This is a genomic window from Desulfovibrio piger, from assembly GCF_012843875.1.
Taxonomy (GTDB): domain Bacteria; phylum Desulfobacterota; class Desulfovibrionia; order Desulfovibrionales; family Desulfovibrionaceae; genus Desulfovibrio.
Genome location: NZ_JABAFY010000010.1, coordinates 53,844 through 72,865, shown reverse-complemented (window position 1 = coordinate 72,865; position 19,022 = coordinate 53,844). Strand labels below are relative to the sequence as shown.

General features: G+C 65.6%; 15 protein-coding genes. 1 reads left to right on the top strand and 14 read right to left on the bottom strand.

Annotated elements, in window-relative coordinates:
- Positions 1 to 360: 360 nt before the first annotated feature.
- Positions 361 to 4,311, bottom strand: coding sequence for an AAA family ATPase (locus tag HF854_RS04390; RefSeq protein ID WP_240937657.1), 3,951 nt, complete (start codon positions 4,309 to 4,311; stop codon positions 361 to 363).
- Complete coding sequence (locus HF854_RS04385) at positions 4,311 to 5,582, bottom strand: metallophosphoesterase family protein (RefSeq protein WP_168935219.1); 1,272 nt, start codon at positions 5,580 to 5,582, stop codon at positions 4,311 to 4,313. The genes HF854_RS04390 and HF854_RS04385 overlap by 1 nt, the downstream gene beginning before the upstream one ends.
- A 139-nt stretch (positions 5,583 to 5,721) precedes the next feature.
- Between HF854_RS04385 and HF854_RS04380 the strand changes: the two genes are divergently transcribed.
- A complete protein-coding gene (locus tag HF854_RS04380; RefSeq protein ID WP_168935218.1) occupies positions 5,722 to 6,807 on the top strand; it encodes a glycosyltransferase family protein in 1,086 nt (361 codons plus the stop codon).
- Positions 6,808 to 7,219: 412 nt separating this feature from the next.
- Here the strand turns inward: HF854_RS04380 and HF854_RS04375 are convergent, their stop codons facing one another.
- The 12 genes from HF854_RS04375 to HF854_RS04320 form a co-directional block, all read right to left on the bottom strand.
- Positions 7,220 to 7,924 carry an ABC transporter ATP-binding protein gene (locus tag HF854_RS04375; RefSeq protein WP_006003506.1) on the bottom strand — a complete coding sequence of 235 codons (705 nt, stop codon included), beginning with the start codon at positions 7,922 to 7,924 and terminating at the stop codon, positions 7,220 to 7,222.
- Entirely contained in the window at positions 7,917 to 8,705 is a 789-nt protein-coding gene (locus tag HF854_RS04370; protein ID WP_006003508.1) for an ABC transporter ATP-binding protein, read from the bottom strand. The genes HF854_RS04375 and HF854_RS04370 overlap by 8 nt, the downstream gene beginning before the upstream one ends.
- Positions 8,702 to 9,934, bottom strand: coding sequence for an ABC transporter permease subunit (locus tag HF854_RS04365; RefSeq protein WP_168935224.1), 1,233 nt, complete (start codon positions 9,932 to 9,934; stop codon positions 8,702 to 8,704). Before HF854_RS04365 ends, HF854_RS04370 begins: the two co-directional genes overlap by 4 nt.
- Positions 9,935 to 9,943: 9 nt before the next feature.
- The gene (locus HF854_RS04360) at positions 9,944 to 10,852 is read right to left on the bottom strand and encodes an ABC transporter permease subunit (protein WP_168935217.1); all 909 of its coding nucleotides are present in this window, start codon (positions 10,850 to 10,852) and stop codon (positions 9,944 to 9,946) included.
- A gap of 88 nt (positions 10,853 to 10,940) precedes the next feature.
- A complete protein-coding gene (locus tag HF854_RS04355; protein ID WP_168935216.1) occupies positions 10,941 to 12,071 on the bottom strand; it encodes a branched-chain amino acid ABC transporter substrate-binding protein in 1,131 nt (376 codons plus the stop codon).
- A gap of 167 nt (positions 12,072 to 12,238) precedes the next feature.
- A complete protein-coding gene (gene der, locus HF854_RS04350) occupies positions 12,239 to 13,594 on the bottom strand; it encodes a ribosome biogenesis GTPase Der (RefSeq protein WP_040368902.1) in 1,356 nt (451 codons plus the stop codon).
- Between the two features lie 407 nt (positions 13,595 to 14,001).
- Entirely contained in the window at positions 14,002 to 15,144 is a 1,143-nt protein-coding gene (locus HF854_RS04345) for a sensor histidine kinase (protein WP_168935215.1), read from the bottom strand.
- A gap of 104 nt (positions 15,145 to 15,248) precedes the next feature.
- Positions 15,249 to 15,722 carry a response regulator gene (locus tag HF854_RS04340; protein ID WP_006003526.1) on the bottom strand — a complete coding sequence of 158 codons (474 nt, stop codon included), beginning with the start codon at positions 15,720 to 15,722 and terminating at the stop codon, positions 15,249 to 15,251.
- A gap of 41 nt (positions 15,723 to 15,763) precedes the next feature.
- Positions 15,764 to 16,420 (bottom strand): HAMP domain-containing histidine kinase, encoded by a 657-nt coding sequence (locus HF854_RS04335; protein WP_168935214.1) that lies wholly within the window; start codon positions 16,418 to 16,420, stop codon positions 15,764 to 15,766.
- Between the two features lies 1 nt (position 16,421).
- The gene (locus tag HF854_RS04330) at positions 16,422 to 16,832 is read right to left on the bottom strand and encodes a response regulator (protein WP_168935213.1); all 411 of its coding nucleotides are present in this window, start codon (positions 16,830 to 16,832) and stop codon (positions 16,422 to 16,424) included.
- 1 nt (position 16,833) lies between these two features.
- Positions 16,834 to 18,555, bottom strand: coding sequence for a sensor histidine kinase (locus tag HF854_RS04325; RefSeq protein ID WP_168935212.1), 1,722 nt, complete (start codon positions 18,553 to 18,555; stop codon positions 16,834 to 16,836).
- 43 nt (positions 18,556 to 18,598) lie between these two features.
- On the bottom strand, positions 18,599 to 19,018 hold the full coding sequence (locus tag HF854_RS04320) for a DUF1634 domain-containing protein (RefSeq protein WP_168935211.1): 420 nt from the start codon (positions 19,016 to 19,018) through the stop codon (positions 18,599 to 18,601).
- Between the last annotated feature and the right edge of the window lie 4 nt (positions 19,019 to 19,022).

The window sequence follows — 19,022 nt, the reverse complement described above, 5'->3', positions numbered from 1 at the left end:
TCACGAAAATCTGTTTGTTTCATGGGACGAGATTACCACACCTTTTAAAATCAAAAAACATGCCGGACATCCTCTTAGCCTGTTCCCCGCCGGGGCGCAAGCCGGATGGGCAGGTATGCGGCAAAGGGGCGAGGGCTGACCGCTACGCTACGTGCGCGACAGGGCACGGTATGCACGCCGGTAGGGCGGAGCAATATGCCGGAACGCGGAGGGCGCCGCGAACTGTCGGACATCACACGCCGCACGACGCGCAGCGCGGAGGGGAGGGCACTCCCGTCCGCGCTGCTTCTTGCTCCGTCGTCCCCTGTAACCGGGGCGATGTTTTCTGGTCTTGCGTACGGTTTGTGAACGCCAATGTCGTCAGGGACGTAGGGGGACTTCTTCAGCTCCCCCCGGCCCGGCGGGGCGGAGCTGCCCCTTGTCCAGCAGGAAGAGGGGGGCGGAGGGCTGGACCTCCCGCAGCAGGGCCGCCGTATGGGGATGGCAGGTGAAGAAGAGGATCTGCTGCCGGGGGCCGTATCTTCCCAGGCTGAGGCCCCCCAGGATACGGGCCGTGCGCCGTGCCCGGCCGGGATCGAAGTCCACCAGCACATCGTCCATGATGACCGGCAGGGGGCTGGCCTGCGCCGCGTGATCCTGGATGTAGGCCAGACGCAGGGCCAGATAAAGCTGTTCCTGGGTGCCCCGGCTCAGTTGCTCCGGGCTGACGGGCTCGCCCTGCGGCGGCATGACCCGCAGGCTGGAATCGCCCACGACGGCGCCCACGTCCTGCCATGCACCGGCGGTGATGTCCCGGAATATGGCCGCGGCCCGACGGATGACACGGGGCTGGCGTTCCTTCTCAAAGGCCAGTTTTGCCCGGTGGAGCAGAGCATGGGCCAGACGCAGGCGGCACCAGGCACGGGCCTGCCGCTGCAGCTCTTCCCGCTGGTCGGCTTCCTGCTGCAACAGATCGGCCAGGGTCCCGTCCTGCCGCATGGCCTCCACGCGCACGCCCAGAGCGGCGACTTCTTCCGCCAGCGCGTCCTCTTCCTGACGCAATCCTTCCAGAAGATGCTGCTGCCCTGCGCAGGCCTGTTCCTCTTCCTCCCGGGCCTCTTCCCGGAAAGAAGCCAAAAACGTTTCCAGCGGCTGCGTCCCGGCCACCAGGCGCAGGCTGTCTTCCAGCAGCAGGCGACGCTGCTCCGTCCGGTGCCGTTCTTCCAGCAGGGCGGCCGTTTGCAAAAAATCCCCGTCGTCCCGGGCTCCGCCCTGATGCAGCAGGGCCGCCAGATCGGTACGGATGTTGTCCAGATCGCTTGCCGCACGGCGGCAGGCCGTTTCCTGCTCATCCAGCAGCTGGCGCAGGCGGGCCTGCTCTGCGGCACGGTGGCGGGCGTCCTCCGCCGCCTCGCCCAGCATTTCCAGATGCCGGAGCCAGTCGGCATCCTGCGGCGGCACGGGGCGTCCCGTCTCTTCCAGCAGGGCGGCCAGCGGTGCCCGCAGGGCTTCTGTTTCGCCGTGCAGACGTTGCAGGCGCGAATCTTCCTGTTGCAGCTCTTCTTCGAGGCGCAAACAGCTCTCCATACCGTCCAGGGCCGCGTGGACGGTCCCCGGCGTCAGGTCTTCCGGCAGGCCCAGCGAATGCAGGCCGCCGGTCCAGGCGGTCCGGGCCGTCTCCAGCCGGAGGGCCGCTTCCTGCGTGCGGCAACGGCTGTCCTCCAGTACCTTGCGGCAGCGTTCCAGCAGCCCGGCACTGGTCGCGGCCTCGGCAGCGGCCTGCGAATGTCCGGCACGGGCCACTTCCGCTTCCCGGCAAAGGGCAAGGCCGCGGCGGACAGCCTCCGGCAGGCTGGGGCAGGCGGCATCGGGAGGGAGCAGGGCCAGCAGGTCGCGCAAGGCCTGTTCCGTCTGCTGCAGGGAAGAGGTCGCATGTCCGGCATCGTCCCCGGCTGCGCGCAGTGCCTCCGCCAGTGCGGCGGCGGTGGCTGCCCGCTCGAAAAGCAGCCCTGCCGCTGCCGGGGCAAAGGCCGTCGCCGTGGCTGCGGGCAGCATGGCCTGCCAGCGGTTTTCCCCGTCTTGTATGGCGGCAAGGAGTTCCTGCTCCTGCTCGGCCAGTCGGGCCAGCGTTTGCCTGACGCGCCTCAATTCCTGCCGCAGGCTGTCGTGTTCCTGCAGGAACTGATCCAGCTGACGGCGCGCGGCCTGCTGTTTTTCCAGACAGCTTTCCAGTTCATCGGCATCCGGGATGTCGTTGTTCATGCTGCGCGGCAGGGGCAGACGGGCAAGGCGGTGCTGCTGTTCCCGCAGGCGTCCTGTGCTTTCTTCCAGCAGCTGCCGGATGCGCGCCGCTTCTTCCCGGCGATGGCGTTCCGCCTTCCCGGCATGGGGCAGGCCGCCTGCCAGCAGGGCAAGACCGCAGACCGCTGCCAGCCCGCCTGCCCAGGGCGAGGTCGCCAGCCCGGGCCAGGGGAGCAGCTCCGGGGCCCACTGTCCGGCCAGCAGAAGGACCAGACCGGGGAGCAGGAGCACGATGCCCATGCAGAGCAGGGGCAGGCTGCCGCCTGTCAGAGGACGCTCCAGCTGTTGGGCCTGTTGTGAAAGCCCTTCCTGCCGGACCGTCTCGGCGGCGATCCCGGAGCGGAGCGTACGGCAATGCCGCACGGCGGCAGCAAAACGATCCAGGGCTTCCTGCTCCAGGGCCGGATGCCGGTCGATGGCCTGGACAAGGGCCGTCTCGCGCTGTTGCAGCTTGTCCTGCTCCTGCCGTGCGTGGTCCTGCTGTTCCCGCAGGCTGCGCAAGCGCTCTGTCAGATGGTCGAGACGGGAGGCCAGCGAGAGGGCCTCGTCCCTGTGGCGGAGCAGCCGCTCCGGCCCGGCAAGGTCGTTTTCGTCCAGGCGCAGCGGCGCGCAGGCGCGTGAAAAGGCTTCCCGGGCCCGTTGCTGCCGTCGCTGCCAGCGGGGGAGGTCCCCCTGTTTTTCCTGCCAGTTTTCCAGAAGGCGTTGCAGGTGGCGTTGTTGGCCGCCGTCCAGAGGCGGCTGGCGGTCGGGCAGGGCCTCCAGACGTTGCAGGTGTGCCTGGTGGGTCTCCTCAGCCTGTGCCAGCGCGGCGGCGGCTTCGTCTTCCCGCTGGCGGGCCATCTGCAGGGCCGTCGTACAGGTCGTCAGTGTGGCGGCCTGCCGTTCCACTTCCTCCCGGCCGAAGACAGAGCGGTCCGTGGCACGGATGCGGGCGCAATCCCAGTCAGGGCCCAGACGGGAAAGCTCTTCCTGCAGACGGCGGGCGATCTGTTCCTTGCGCAGACGCGCCAGCGGCAGGTCGGTCAGGGCTTGCCGGTAGGTGGAGGTCTGTTCCGTCAGGGCGCGCAGACGGGGCAGGGCCGCCACAAGGGCCTGATCCGGGCACAGCTCCCGGAGCCGTTCGCGTGTGCGCGCGCACTGTTCCCGAAGGCCCTGCAGGGCACGCTGCCCTTCCTCCTCCCGTTCGCGCAGACGGGCCAGACGCTCGCGCCCCTGCGGCGGGAAATCCTGCGGCAGGCCGGAAAGGCGCTCCAGACGCATCCCCAGCAGATGCCACTCCCGCCACTGCTCCCAGACCGAGAGGCGCCGTTCCGTACGGCGCAGGGCGGTCTCCAGCTCCGTCTTGCGGCGGCGGAGGTCTTCGAGATCCTGCTTGCGCTGCTGCCACTGGGCGCACAGGGCGTCGTAGTTGCCGCTCCGGGCGTCGGCCTGACGGATGCGGGCCCGCAGCTCCTGCCAGCAGCCTGCCTGGACGTTGAGGGGCAGCTTGCGTCCCTGCGGGCGATAGATGGCGTCGGCCTGCTGTTGCAGGGCGCGCAGCACATCGGCCGGGGAACGCAGGCCCGTGCCGAAGCTGGCCCCGTAGAGGGCGTGGCGCACGGCCTCGTCGTCCAGGCTCTCGAAGCGCTGCAATTCCCCCAGACTGAAGCCGAAAACATTGCTGTAGACCTGACGGTCGATGCCCCGGAAGAGCTGCTCCAGCAGGCTTGCCGGCACAGGGGCCCCGTCGGGGCCGGTGAGCTGCAAACGGCCGCTGCCCGGGCCGGGGCGGCGATGCAGATGCAGCAGGCCGTGGAGGCCGCTTTCCAGCGTCAGGCTGCCCCCGGCCTGTCCGCCGCGCAGGGGCTGGCCGGCCTGACGCTCCTTGCGCCCGGAGGGATAGCCGGTGAGCATGGCCCGCAGGAAGGCCAGACAGGTGGACTTGCCGGCTTCGTTGTCGCCCAGAAAAATGTTGATGCCCGGGCCGAGGTCCTCGGCGCCCGTTTGGGCAAGGATGCCGAAGCCGTCTGCGTGGAACGAGAGCAGGCGCATCACTTCCCCTCCAGCATGTCCAGGCAGAGATAACGGGCTTCGTCCAGCAGGTCATGGAGATCCTCCCCTTCCGGCATGTCGAGCATCCCGGCGGGGCAGTGCCGGAACAGGGGCGCCAGCTCCTCCTCGGCAAAGGCGGCCAGCGCTTCGGGCTGCTGTCCGAGTCCTTCCGCCAGACGCAGGGCCTCGCCCAGCAGATCCTGGCGTTGCAGGCAGGCGGCCATATCCACAGCGGGGGCCGTCTCCACGCACAGATCCTTGATATGGACAGGCAGAGGCAGGGGAGCCTGATGCAGGCGTTCCCGCAGGTCGCGGCAGCTCTCCGGACGGCGCAGCAGGCTGTCCAGCGGGGTACGTCCCTGCAGGCACAGGCGCACGACCATGAGGGTGCAGGATGCGTCAGCGCTTTCCGTGACCGTGGTCAGGGCCTCCAGCAACCTGTCCTCTACGGCGTCGAGCTGTTCCACGGCGTCCAGACCGATGACCGGACGCTGCCATTGTACCGGCCCCAGCGGCAGGAACTCTTCCCGGCAGGAGAAAGCACCGTCGCAGGCCTCGGCAGTGACCAGCAGACAGCCGCGCGGGCCGCCTTCATTGATGTGGAGTCCCTGGGCATTGCCGGGATAGGCGATGAAGGGATGGCGCGCCAGAATGCGGCGTTCGTGCACATGGCCCAGGGCCCAGGCATCCAGACCGGCGGCGCGCAGATCGTCCAGCGAGCAGGGGGCGTACCTGTCCTGCGTGGGGCTGCCTTCCACGCTGCAATGCAGCACACCCAGCTGGAAGCAATCCGTCTCCGGCTGGCGGTGGAAGAGGAGGGCCAGGTTGCGGGCCTCCCTGATGCGGGCATGGCTGATGCCGTGGATCACGGCAAGGGGAGCCCCGTCCCGGTACAGCACATGCTGTTCGGGCTCCGGGCCGAAGATGGTCACGTTGTCGGGCCAGTCCACGGTCTTCAGCCGCGAGTCCAGCGGGTCATGGTTGCCGTGGGCCCAGAAGACCGGGATGCCGCAGGCCTGCAGGCGCACACAGCCGTCGCGCAGGGCCAGCTGGGCTTTGACGCTGTGCTCTTCCTGGTTGTAGATGTCCCCGGCCAGGACGAGAAAGTCCGGCCGCAGGCGCTCGCACTGGTCGAACAGGCGTTGCAGTGCCGTGAAGGTGGCGTCGCGCAGCTGCGCTTGCAGGGCCTCTCCGGCATCGGTACGGCTCAGGCCCAGGAAGGGGGTGTCCAGATGCAGGTCGGCGGCATGGATGTATCGGAGGCTGTTCATGGCGTGTCCTTGGCGTGGGCTCCTCCGGCAGAGATATGTTTTTTCCGGCAGCAGGACAAGTTGCGCGCGTGGAGGCGTGCGCGGTTGACGCTGTCAAAGCCCGTTGGTATGACTAACGTTTATACCACAGGGGGAAAGAATGGCGCGAATCCTTTACGGCATCCACGGGACAGGGCATGGCCATGCCATGCGCGGGCTGACCATCGCCCGCCGTCTGGGCGCACACGAATTTCTGTTCGTGGCCAATGACGACGCCCCCAAGATACTGGAGCCCGAATTCCGGGTGCACCGCATCCCCAATCTGGGCACGGTGTTCCGCAACTATCAGGTGGATGTGGGCGCTACGGTGCGCAAGGCCATCCCGCTGCTCTGGCACCGTCAGCGCTATGTGGATGAAGTGCTGCGCCTTATCGACCAGTTCAAGCCCGACGTCTGCATGACGGACCTGGAATATTTCGTGCCGCGTGCGGCCGAGAAGGCCGAGCTGCACTGCCTGACCCTCGACCATCAGCACGTCATCACCTGCTGTCGCCACGGCTGGCTGCCGCCGCGCATGTGGTGGGATCACCTGCTGCAGGGCATCACGCCCCGCTACCTGTTCCGGCCCACGGAGCAGAACCTGCTGGTCTCCTTCTATGCGCCGCCGGTGCAGCCCCGCTACCACGCCCGCGTGGTGCCCCCCATCCTGCGCGAAAGCGTGCTGCGCCTCAATCCCCGTGATGACGGCCATGTGGTGGTCTACCAGAGCAATTCCACGCACCGCAAGCTGGTGGACTTCTTGCTCCAGGCCACGGACCGCCCCTGCTATGTCTTCGGCTATGACCGGACGGAAGGCCGCGAGGGCAACGTCATCTTCATGAAGAAGAGCGAAGAGGGCTTCCTCAAGCTGCTGGAAGGCTGTTCCTACGTCATCCAGGGCGGCGGCCATACCCTGATGACCGAGGCCCTGCACCTGGGCAAGCCCATCCTGAGCCTGCCGCTCAAGGCCATGGTGGAACAGTGTTTCAACGCCCTGTACCTCGAACGTCTGAACTACGGCATGCAGGCCGACATGATGACCCTGGAGCCCGCCTTGCTGCGCCGCTTCGAGGAACGCCTGCCCGAGTTCCGGGCCTCCATCGCGCGCGGGCATTTCTGCGGCAACGATCTGGTCTTCGGCCTGGTGGATACCTTCATCCGCACCGGTACCCTGCCGGTATCGGGCACGCCGAAGGTGGTGGAGTAGGAGAAAAGCTCGCATACGGCAGGGATTCCATCCCTGTTTCCATGATAGCAAAACGCCTCTTCCGTCTCATGCGGGAGAGGCGTTTCTGCGTGGGGCGCTCCACGCGCAGGGGGGCTCTTTGTCATTCCCCTTGTCCATATGTTCGCTCGGCCATCCCCACGGGGGGAATACTGCCTTCGCCGGCAAGTCCATCGGCGCGTTCTCGGTCCATCCCCACGCATGCGGGGAATACTCTTCGACGAGATGCAAAAGATAACAAGCTGTCAGAGGGACGGCTGCATACTGCCGAACCAGACTATGCTTGCTGCAAGCCCTGCGCCACGAGCATCAAAAAAGGGAAGGAGCTTTCGCGCAGGCGGCTCCTTCCCTTCCAACGATACTGCCCGGCAGGGCAGTTAGGATCCATTGATTTTTACATGCCCAGATAGGCGGAACGCACGTCCTCGCTCTTGAGCAGGTTCTCGGCGCTGTCGCTGGTGACGATACGGCCGTTCTCCATCACATAGCCGCGGTGGGCGATGCGCAGGGCCTGGTTGGCGTTCTGTTCCACCAGGAAGACCGTGGTGCCGTTGGCGTTGACGCGCTGGATGATCTGGAAGATCTGCTGGATGATGATGGGTGCGAGGCCCAGCGAGGGCTCGTCCAGCAGGAGCAGCTTGGGCCGGGCCATGAGGGCGCGGCTGATGGCCAGCATCTGCTGTTCGCCACCGGACAGGGTGCCGCCGGTCTGCTTGCGGCGCTGGGCCAGGATGGGGAAGAGGTCGAACACATAGTCCATGTCTTCCTTGATGCCCTGCACGTCGTTGCGCAGGAAGGCGCCCAGGTCGAGGTTCTCGCGCACGCTCAGGTCGGGGAAGATGAGGCGGCCTTCGGGCACCTGCGAGATGCCCAGGCGGACGATCTCGTGCGGGGGCAGCTCGTGGATGGGCTCGCCGTTCCAGAGGATCTCGCCCTTGCGCGGCCGGTTGATGCCGCAGATGGTCATGAGCGTGGTGGACTTGCCGGCGCCGTTGGCACCGATGAGGGTCACGATCTCGCCGTCATCCACGCGCAGGGAAACGTCGCGCAGGGCCTGGATGTTGCCGTAGTAGGTATCAATGCCCTTGACTTCAAGCATCTTCGCTTTCTCCCAGATAGGCCTGAATGACGCGCGGGTTGCTGCGCACTTCCGCGGGAGTGCCGGCAGCGATGCGCGAACCGTATTCCATGACATAGATGCGGTCGGACAGGGACATGACCATGCCCATGTCGTGCTCGATGAGCAGGATGGAAAGATCCCGGTCCGCGCGGATCTGGAGCACCAGATCCTTGAGCTCGTTGGTCTCCTGCGGGTTCATGCCGGCGGCGGGTTCGTCCAGCAGCAGCATGCGGGGCTCGGTGGCCAGGGCGCGGGCGATCTCCAGACGGCGCTGGGCACCGTAGGCCAGGTTGCAGGCCTTTTCGTTCCACAGATCCTGCAGGTGCACGGTCTCCAGCAGGCTGTAGGAGATGTCGATGGATTCCTGCTCTTCGCGACGGGTGGCGGGGTTGCGGGTCAGCGCGCCCCAGATGCCGGCCTTGGTGCGGCAGTGGCGGCCGATCATCACGTTCTCCAGCACGGTCATGTCGCTGAACAGACGGATGTTCTGGAAGGTGCGGGCCATGCCCAGCGCCGTGATGAGGTGGGGCTTGCGCCCGTTGAGCAGATGCTTCTCGCCGTTGGCGCCGTACAGGTGCACGGTGCCTTCCGTGGGCTTGTAGATGCCGGTGACGCAGTTGAAGAAGGTGGTCTTGCCGGCGCCGTTGGGGCCGATGAGGGCCACGATCTCGCCTTCGTTGACGGTCAGGTCCAGCTCGTTGAGGGCGCGCAGACCGCCGAAGTCACGCGTCAGGCCCTTGACTTCAAGGACGGGTTTCATGCGCGTTCTCCTTTGTTGCCGCCCTGCAGGGCGGTGATGCGGTAGCGGCGGCGCTCACCGGTGACGAGGCCCTGGGGCCGGAAGATCATCATGATGACCATGATGGCGCCGAAGATCAGCATGCGGTACTCGGAGAAGGCACGCAGGTATTCGGGAGCCAGGATGAGGATGGTGGCGGCGATGACCACACCCACGATGGAGCCCATGCCGCCCAGCACCACCATGGAGAGGATCATGGCCGATTCCATGAAGGTGAAGCTGGCGGGGTTGATGAAGGTGGTCTTGGCCGCGAAGATGACGCCGGCGAAACCGGCCCAGCAGGAGCTCAGGGCAAAGGCCGAGAGCTTGACGCGGGCCAGGTCGATGCCCATGGCCTCACAGGCGATCTCGTCTTCACGCAGGGCCTGCAGGGCAAGGCCCACACGGGAGTTCTTGAGGCGGCTGATGACGATGATGGTCAGGATCACGGCCAGCAGCACCAGATAGTAGATGAAGATGGTGTTGGCGGCGATCTCCAGCTCCTGGCCGAAGAAGGAGGGGCCGGGGATGTTCTTGATGCCGCCGGAACCGCCGGTGAGGCTGGTCCAGTTGAGCAGCACCAGGCGCACGATCTCGCCGAAGCCCAGGGTCACGATGGCCAGATAGTCACCGCGCAGGCGCAGCACGGGGAAGCCCAGGGCCAGGCCGAAAACGATGGCCATGAAGCCGCCCACGGGCAGACAGGCCCAGAAGCCCAGGCCGAACGCCTGGTTGAGCAGGGCGTAGGAATAGGCGCCCACGGCGTAGAAGGCCACATAGCCCAGCACCAGCTGGCCGGCGATGCCCACGGCGATGTTCAGGCCCAGGGCCAGGATGACGTAGAGCATGGCCGAGATCATGATGTTGGTCTGGTAGAAGGAGCTCACCAGAGGCATGACGATCATGACGGCCAGCAGCAGGCCGAGGCTGGTCAGACGGGTGGTGGTATTGCGGTTGGGCAGGGTGACCAGGCTGTGCAGGCCCTTGCCCAGGCCTTCGGGCAGGCGGATCAGCGGGATGCCGCGGGCCTTGCGGCTGAAACACCAGTTCCAGAGCATGGAAAGGAAGAAGATGGCCACGCCCAGCAGGATGACCCTGTCGAACTGCCATTCCACGGTCTGGTCAACGCTGTTGAGCTTGATGCCCATGACCGGGAAGGTCAGGAGCATGAACCAACAGGCAGCCAAAAGGGCTTTTGTAAGATATTGCATCATGATTGGCTACACCTTCTGCACTTTCGCTTTGCCGAGGATGCCGTCGGGACGGAAGATGAGGATGAGGATGAGCAGGGCAAAGGCCAGGGCATCCTCATAGTTGCCCGACAGGTAGCCGGTGGTCATGCTCTCGGCGATACCCAGCACAAGGCCGCCCACCATGGCACCGGGGATGGAACCGATGCCGCCGAGCACCGCGGCCGTGAAGGCCTTAAGGCCGGCCAGGAAGCCGATGCCGAAGTTGACCTGTCCCATGTGGGAGGCGATGAGCACGCCGCCCAGGGCCGCCAGGGCCGAGCCGACGATGAAGGTGAGCGAGATGATGCGGTCGGCATTGATGCCCAGCAGCAGGGCCATCTTGCGGTTTTGCGCGGTGGCGCGCATGGCCTTGCCCATGCGGGTATAGCGGATGAACAGGCTCAGGGAGACCATGGCCAGCGTGCTGGTGACGAGGATCAGGAAATCACTGGGGCCCATGATGTTGCCCAGGTAATCCAGAAACTCCATCTCCGGCAGCAGGCGGGGGAAGGGGACATAGTCAGAGGTCTGCGCCAGCAGCACATAGTTCTGTAGGAAGATGGACATGCCGATGGCCGAAATGAGGGGCGACAGACGCGGGGCGCCGCGCAGGGGTTTGTAGGCCACCTTTTCCAGAGTATAGCCGTAGGCCGCGCTCCAGACCACGGCCGCGAGGGCCGCAACGATGAGGATGCCTCCGGCGGGGAAACCGACGATGCCCAGCACACCGGCTACCAGCAGGGCCGTGAAGGCGCCCAGCATGTAGATTTCGCCGTGTGCGAAGTTGATCAGTTCGATGATGCCGTACACCAGCGTATAGCCCAGGGCGATGAGGGCATAGATGCTGCCGCGTGTGAGGCCGCCGAAGAAAAGTTCGATAAAGTACTGGAAGTCCATGCCGTTACAGGGGCTGCGGTTTACCCGGGCGCAGCGGGCAAGAGGGCGCGGAGGCCATGCCTCCGCGCCCGTGCGCCATAGTATCCTATTAATGCAGAGTGAGGCTGTGGTCGCTTTCGACGAACTTGCCGTCCTTCACCACGTAGACGGACAGGCCCAGACCGGTGGCGTCACCGGCCTTGTTGAAGGACATCTTGCCCAGAGGGGTGTCCACTTCGGTGCTCTTCAGAGCGGCCATGATCTTGTCGGTCTCGGTGCTGCCGGCCACTTCGATGGCCTTGATGAGGGCCTGGGTGGCGGCATAGGCGTTGTAGTAACCGAAGCCGGGCTCGCTGCCGAACTGCTTGACGTGGGCTTCGCGGGCGTGCTTGTACATGGCCAGGGTACTGGTATCCTTGGGATAGGAGGCCATGACGCCTTCGCTGTCCTTGCCGGTCATCTTGAGGAAGGTCTCGTCCTTCACGCCGTCAGGACCGATGAGGGGGGTCTTGACGCGGTCGCGGCGCATCTGCTGCACCAGCTTGGAGGCGGTGTTCTGGTAGCCGCCGAAGATCAGGACGTCGGCCTTGGCGCGACGCAGCTTGCGCACCACGGCGGAGAAGTCCACGGCGTCGGGGGTCACGGCTTCGAACAGGACGGTCTCGACGCCGGCCTTTTCGAGGATGCCGCGGTTCTGCTGGGCAAAGCCCTTGCCGTATTCGCCGTTGTCATGCAGGTAGGCGACCTTCTTGGCCTTCAGCACTTCGATGATGTAGCTGCTGGTCAGCTGGGCCTGGGCATTGTCGTTGGCCACGGTGCGCAGGAACAGGGGGTGCTTGCCTTCCAGGGTCAGGGCAGGCGTGGTGGCCGTGGGGGAGATGCTGATGATGTTGGCGCTTTCATACATGGGCAGGGAGGCGTTGGTGGCGCCGGAGCAGATGGGGCCCATGATGGCCACGACCTTGTCGGAGATCAGCTTGGTCGCGGCGTTGGTGGCCAGTTCGGGCTTACACTGGTCGTCCTGAGACACCAGTTCGATGTTCTTGCCCAGCACGCCGCCCTTGGCGTTGGCTTCTTCAATGACGATCTTGGCGGCATTGAGGCTGGGGACGCCGTACGAGGCCAGGTCGCCGGAATGGGCGCCCTGCACGCCGATTTTGATGGTGTCGGCGGCCATGGCAGGAGCCGCAACGGCAACGCTGCACAGCGCGGCCATGAGCCAGGTCATGCACTTTTTCATTTTCTCCCTCCTTGAGAGACTCCATGCACTGCCGGGCGTCGCACAACAGCAAAGCGACGTCTACCTTGCGGCAGTATAAGCCCTTTCTATTGCATCTTTATCTGATTCCTGTCAATGCGGTTTGCCGGATGGACACACAAATCCATCTCCCCCGCACGGCCACATATCTACTGTGATTTCTTGTGGCTGGAACGCAGGTGCAGGCGCATGGGCGCATGCGTGATGCCGAAGATGCGGCGCAGGGCGCGTTCCAGATAGCGGGCATAGCTTTCCGGCACGCGGTCGGCGTCACTGACGAAAAAGACGAAGGTCGGCGGCTGGGACTCGGCCTGGGTCAGATAGAAGAACTTGGCGCGCACGCGCTTGACCACCGGGGGCTGGTGGCGGGTCAGCACTTCTTCCATGGCCCGGTTGAGCTGGCCGGTGGGCACGCGGATGGCGCATTCCTCATGGATCTTGCGGGCCATGGGCAGGATCTTGTTCAGGCCCGTGCCCTTGAGGGCCGAGACCGTGAGGATGGGCACATGCTTGCAGAAGGCCAGCATCTCGCTCACGTTCTGCAGCAGTTGCTTGAGCTGACCGGCGGGCACCAGGTCACACTTGTTGACCAGCACCATGAAGGGGATCTTGCGGGTATCCAGCAGATCCATGAGGCGCTTGTCCTGCTGGCTCACGCCTTCGGTGGCGTCCAGGGTCAGCAGGGTCACGTCGGCCTTGGTGGTGGACTTGAGGGCCGCGTTGACAGAGTACTTTTCCACGATGTCCGTGATCTTGGTACGGCGGCGCACCCCGGCGGTATCCACAAAGACGTAATCCTGGCCGTCGCGCTCAAAGCGCACGTCCACGCTGTCGCGGGTGGTGCCGGCCACGTCGGAGACGATCATGCGTTCCTCACCGGCCAGGGCGTTGATCATGGAGGACTTGCCCGCATTGGGGCGGCCCAGCATGGCCAGGCGCAGGGCCGGGGGCTCGTGTTCGGCCTCGTAATCATCGGGCAGCAGGTCGGCCAGTTCTTCGGTGAGGGCGCGGATGTTGTGCCCGTGCTCGGCCGAGACCGGCAGCAGGGGGAAGCCCAGGCTGTGGAACTCGGCCAGCAGCTCGTCTTCCTTTTCCAGGCCGTCCACCTTGTTGACCACGCAAAGGGTGGGCAGGCCCATGCGGCGGATGTGGGCCGCCAGATATTCGTCCAGGGGCAGCAGGCCGTCACGGCCGTCCACCACGAAGGCCACGGCACAGGCGTCCTTCATGGCCGCCTCGGCCTGGCGCAGGATGTCGGACTCGAAGCCGCGGATGCCTTCGGGGCCTTCGGTGACCATGGCATGGGCATCCAGGGTGATGCCGCCGGTATCCACGATGCCGAAATCAGGATGGCCCTTGCGGCGGACCACACCTTCCATGCGGTCGCGGGTCACGCCGGGACGGTCATGGGTGATGGCGCGGTTGCTGCGGATCAGGCGGTTGAACAGAGTGGACTTGCCCACGTTGGGGCGTCCCACCAGAACGATGCAGGGTAATGAGGACATGGGTCTCCCTTCGGCCATGACGGGCCGTTGTTGCGGAAATGGGGCCGCACGGGGCGGCGGGCATGGCGCACGGAGAAACGGGATGGAAAAAGGCCCCTCAAAGCGGGGTGAGCGCCACACGCTGCGCTTGTGTAGCATCCTTGAGGCCGTTTGAAAAGAAAAAAATGCCCCGCGGGCGCATTTGCCGGAATCGACCGGATGCGGGCAGACAACACAGCGGGATGACAGGCGTTTTTTCAGGATGCCGTCAGGGCGGCAGAAAGCCGTGCCGGGCAGTCGTAAAAAAACAGTCCCTGCCGGTCCGAAGGGCCTGCAGGGACTGTGTAGGTGTGGCTGATCGCTGGGGCCGCCGGAGCGGCCGTGGCCCGGAGAGGGGGCCTTGGGGAAAAATGCGGTGCGGGAGGCACTCACTCGTTGCCCTCGCTCCGGCTCTCGCTGACGGGCAGGGGCAGCAGCAGGCGGAACAGGGCCCCGCCTTCGGGACGGTTGGCCGCCGTGATCTGGCCGCCGCGACCGTGAGCAAGGCCCGTGGCCACGGAAAGGCCCAGGCCTGCGGCCCGGCCCGCCTGACGGTGGGTGGTGAAGAAGGGCTCGAAGATATGGGGCATGATGTCGTCAGCGATACCGGTACCGCTGTCGGCCACCGAAAGCTCGTACCAGGTGGTGCCGTCGTCATCGGCGGGCAGCAGCCGGGCGCCGATGTCCAGCGTGCCGCCCTCGGGCATGGCGTCCAGGGCGTTCTCCACCAGATGCAGGCAGATCTGTTCCAGCTCCAGCGCGGAGCCCAGGGGACGGGGCGCGTCCTCGCCCCATTCCGGCGGGAAGTGCAGTCGGCAGGTCACCTTGAGGCTGTCCATACGGCCCTGCAGCAGGGTCAGGACACGGGAGACCACGGCCTGCACGTCCATGGGCGCGCTGCGGGGGTCCAGGCCCACACCGGCCATGAGCAGCTTGCGGGTGATCTCGCGCACGCGCATGCTCTGGGTCACGATGGCCTTGAGGGACTCGCGCAGGTCCTCGATGTCGGGCAGGGCCTCGGCCTCGGGGGTGTCCAGGCTGTCGCCCATGAGGCCCGCGGCCTGGACGATGATGTTCAGGGGGTTGTTGACTTCGTGGGCCACGCCTTCAGCGATGCGGCCCAGACTGCGCAGGCGGGCCTCTTCGGCCAGACGCCGGGCCTGGCGCCGGGATTCGGCCCGCTCCCGGGCCTTGCGGCATTCTTCCAGCACCGCATCCAGCGAGACGGGCTTGGCAAGCCAGTTGAGCGCGCCGCGCCGCATGGCCTTGACCGCCTGGCTCATCTCCGTGGCGCCGGAGAGCATGACCACATCGGGACGCGGTTCATGTTCCTGCAGGAGCTTGAGCAGGGAGACGCCGTCCATGCCCGGCAGGCAGACATCCAGGAAGACCAGATCCCATTCCTGCCGGGAGAGCATGCCCAGGGCCGTTTCCGCATCGCCGGCCACGGCAGCCTCGATACCGCGCAGCTCCAGGCGCTGTGCCAGCGGTTCGGCAAAGGCCTGTTCGTCGTCGACGATGAGTACACGCATGACGTCTTTCCCCCTTGCGACAATGCGTCAACATGATGCACGCCCGGAGCGTGCGGGATCTTTCCTGTCCGGCGGTGCTGCCGCCGGACAGGGGCAATGGCGGCCTAAAGCTTGTGCTCGGCCAGGAGGTCTTTTTCGTTGAGGACATCCTGGGCGGCGTCGAAATCGCCGCCTTCGGCCAGGCTGACGGCCACCATGGCGTTCTCCACCTTGTCGCGGTAGGCCATGCGGATGCTGTTCAGCAGCTCGTCGATGTCCATGGGTTTCTTGAGGAAGTTGTAGGCGCCCATGCGGTAGGCCGTCTGTTCTTCGGCATCACCGCCGTGACCGGTCAGGATGATGACCTGCACCTGGGGGTTGCTCTTCTTGACGCTGCGCAGCACTTCGAAACCGTCCATGCCGGGCATGCGCAGGTCCAGGACGATGACGTCGGTGGGCTCTTCAACGGCTTTGAGGGCCTGCGGGCCGTCATAGGCCACGCGCGCTGAAAAACCGCGCATGGCAAGGCGCTCGGCAAGCGTGTCCACAAACTGTTTTTCGTCGTCTACCAGCAGAATCTTGATCTCTTCCTTGCTCATGCCATTCTCCTTCACCCGGTGATGCCGGGAAAAATGTCGTTCTAGTCTTCACTCCCGCAGGCGGAAATGGAGAGGAAAAAGCGCTGTGCCGGATCGCGCCAGGGCATCAGCAGGGCCTGCCAGCCGGGCCGGGGCCGGGCGTTGAGCAGGGGGCTGCCCGTCAGGGCCGCCAGGGCCATGTCGCGATTGGCGCCGTCGCAAACTTCGATGATGATGCCTTCCACCTTGTTCTGGCGACCGGCGGAAAAGCGGAGCTTCACCTGCCCGCCCACGGAGGCGCACAGGTCGAAGATGTCCAGCAGGGCACGCAGCACCGCCAGGGCGGGCACGGCGGACCATACGGGTTCTTCGCTGTCGGCAGATTCCAGCATCATCTGCACGGCGCGGGCCCGGCGGGCCGCCATGAGGCAGAAGGTGCCGGCCACACGCGCCAGGTCGCAGGGCGCGTTCTCGTTCTCGCTGTGGCTGACCTGGGCCAGGTACTCCATGCACTCGGCCAGGGCCGCGCCCCGCAGGATCTGCTGCTGGGCTTCCTTCAGGGCCTTGATGACGCGCGGGTCGGCGGGCTTGTCGGCCCCGGCGGCCAGCTGCACCATGTCCTGCGCCAGTCCGGCGGATTCGCGGATCACGGCCAGCACGTTGCGCATGTCGTGCGTGGCCGAGGCCAGCAGACGTCCCATGCATTGCGAATCGGTCATGCTACGCCCCCCTGGCCTTGTCGCTGCCGGTGCCGCCGGAACGGGCCGCGGCTTCCAGCGTTTCCAGGAACATGCCCAGGCTCAGCGGCTTGGTCAGGCAGGCGAAGGCACTGGCCACGGGGCTGTCGCCGGAATCGTCCACGGAGTCATGCCCCGTGAGCACGATGACCGGCAGGCCGGGGTACTTCCGGCGCACCTGCTGGAGGACGGCGTCCCCGGTCATGCCGGGCATGAGCAGATCCACCACCATCACGTCGGGCAGGGCCTCCGCGGCCGCCATCTCGTCCAGGGTGGTCAGGGCCGCCTTGCCGTCCAGGGCCACCCGTACTTCGATACCGCGCAGATCCAGACGCTCGGCCAGGGTCTCCACGAATTCCTTCTCGTCATCGGCCAACAATACACGCAGCGCCATCTCAAGCCTCCACAGGACGTTCCGGCGGTGTAAGCGGCAGCGTGATGCTGACCGTCGTGCCCTTGCCTTCGGTGCTGTCCACAGTGATCTCGCCGCCGAGGCGGCGCACGATACCGTAGGTGATAAACATGCCCAGACCGTTGCCCTTCTCCTTCTTGGTGGAATAGAAGGGCTCGAAGATGTGCTTGATCACTTCCGGGCTCATCCCCTTGCCGTTGTCGGTGACGCGCACCAGCAGCCCGCCGTCGGCCATCCGGCTGCAGGCGATGTCCACCTTGCCGCCGTCAGGCACCGCATCCAGGGCATTGCCCATGATGTTGAGGAAGACCTGCTGCAGCTGGCCGCGGTCGGACACGATGTCCGGCAGGCCTTCGGCAAAGTCCGTGCCGATGGTCACGCCGCGGTTCTTGGCGCCGCGTTCCAGAAAGCCCATGGTCTCGGTCAGCACTTCGGGCACGCTCAGTTCCTGGCGGTTGGCCTCCATGCGCCGGGCAAAGCCCAGCAGACGGTGGGTGATGCCGCGGGCACGTTCCACGGTGCTCTCGATGGCCTCCAGCAGGCTGATGAGCCTGTCCTTGCGCTCGAAGTTGCCGCTCATGTGCAACAGGTCGAGACCAAGGCCCGCCTTTTCATTGATGACGGCCAGGGGGTTGTTGACCTCGTGGGCCACCCCGGCTGCCAGCCGGCCGATGGAGGAGAGCTTCTGGTTGTGTTCCATCTGGGCGAAGACCGCCACGCGGCGTTCGTCGCTGGCCTGCAGGCGTCCCACCAGATGCTTCATCAGCAGGTGCGAGACCAGCACGATGATGGCGATACCGCCGCAGAAGACCAGCAGCAGTTCGCTGCGCAGGGCCGTCCAGGGTTTGTAGATGTCCAGGGTGGGCTTGACGGCCAGGAGCATGAAGTCCGTGCCCGCTAGGCTGGTATAGGCCACCATGAGATCCTGGCCGCTGTCGTCCTTCCAGGGCCGCACCGTGGTCTCGAAGGACTGGGGCGGCAGGGTCAGGGGCAGCTTGTCCAGCACCTTGCCGTAGAAACGGGAGTTGGTCTGGAGCACGCCCCGGCTGTCACAGAGGAAAGCGTCGGTATCCTGCATCAGGCCCACGGCCGCCACCAGGCGTTCCAGCCGGGAGGTGTCGATGGTCACGCGCAGGGTCCATTCCCGGCCGCTCTCTTCCATGCGGTGCACGGCGATGACCATGTGCGGGAAGCCGCGCAGCCCCAGGAAGACGTCGCTGATGTAGCGGCCCTTGACCTGGGCCTCGCTGAGCCAGGGCTGTCCGGCGTAGTCGGCGTCCTTGAGCTTGTAGGGGCCCACATAGGCCACCTGCCGCCCGTTCACATCCACCAGGCCCATGTCCACGAAGCCCTGGAACTCGCTCTTGAGCGCCAGGAAGACGCGGTTGAGGGTCTGCTCGTTGGTCAGGTCGTCAAAGCTGTAGGCATGGGCGATCAGACTGACGGTGGAGGCCCGCTCGCCGAGGAAAAGCTCCAGCGAGGCCTGCGATTTGCGCACCATGGCGTAGAGCGGGTTCTCCATCTCCCGTTCCAGGGTGCTCATGTACTGGACATGGTTGATGCCGGTGAGGATCAGCAGCGGCGTCACCGACACCGTGACCATCAGGATGGTCATGATGCGCCGCAGTGAGCGGTAACGCGCTGGTGATACGGCGTCCGGCACTTCCAGCAGATGCCCGAAATACGCTTTGATTGCAGAAAACATGCGACCTCCCGCGCAGGAACGGCGCGGCCTGTGCTCCGTCGGCCTAATGCCCGCCGCCCACCAGGATGCCGGAGGCGGCCAGCACCAGCACCAGCACTTCGAGGATGGCGATGACGCACAGCAGCCACTGCTTGCGACGCGCCAGGGAAAGCGCCAGCTGGGCGAAGCAGACGATGGTCAGGCCCGCCAGGATGATGATGCCCACAAAGTTGCAGATGTCGCCCTTGCCGATGAGGGCCAGCCAGCCCCAGCCCTGCGGGATGCTGCCGGCGGCACGGTAATCGGCGGCGCTGCCGGTCCACAGGCGCGGCAGGTCGTCCAGGGGGATCTGCGGGGTGAGGATGCCCGTCACGTACAGGACGTAGGTGATGAGCATGATCACGAAACCGATGAGGGAACCATAGAACAGAGTATCGGCATAGCGCAATTGCGCGGGCGAAGCCTGGATGTCATTCTTGTTCATTTTT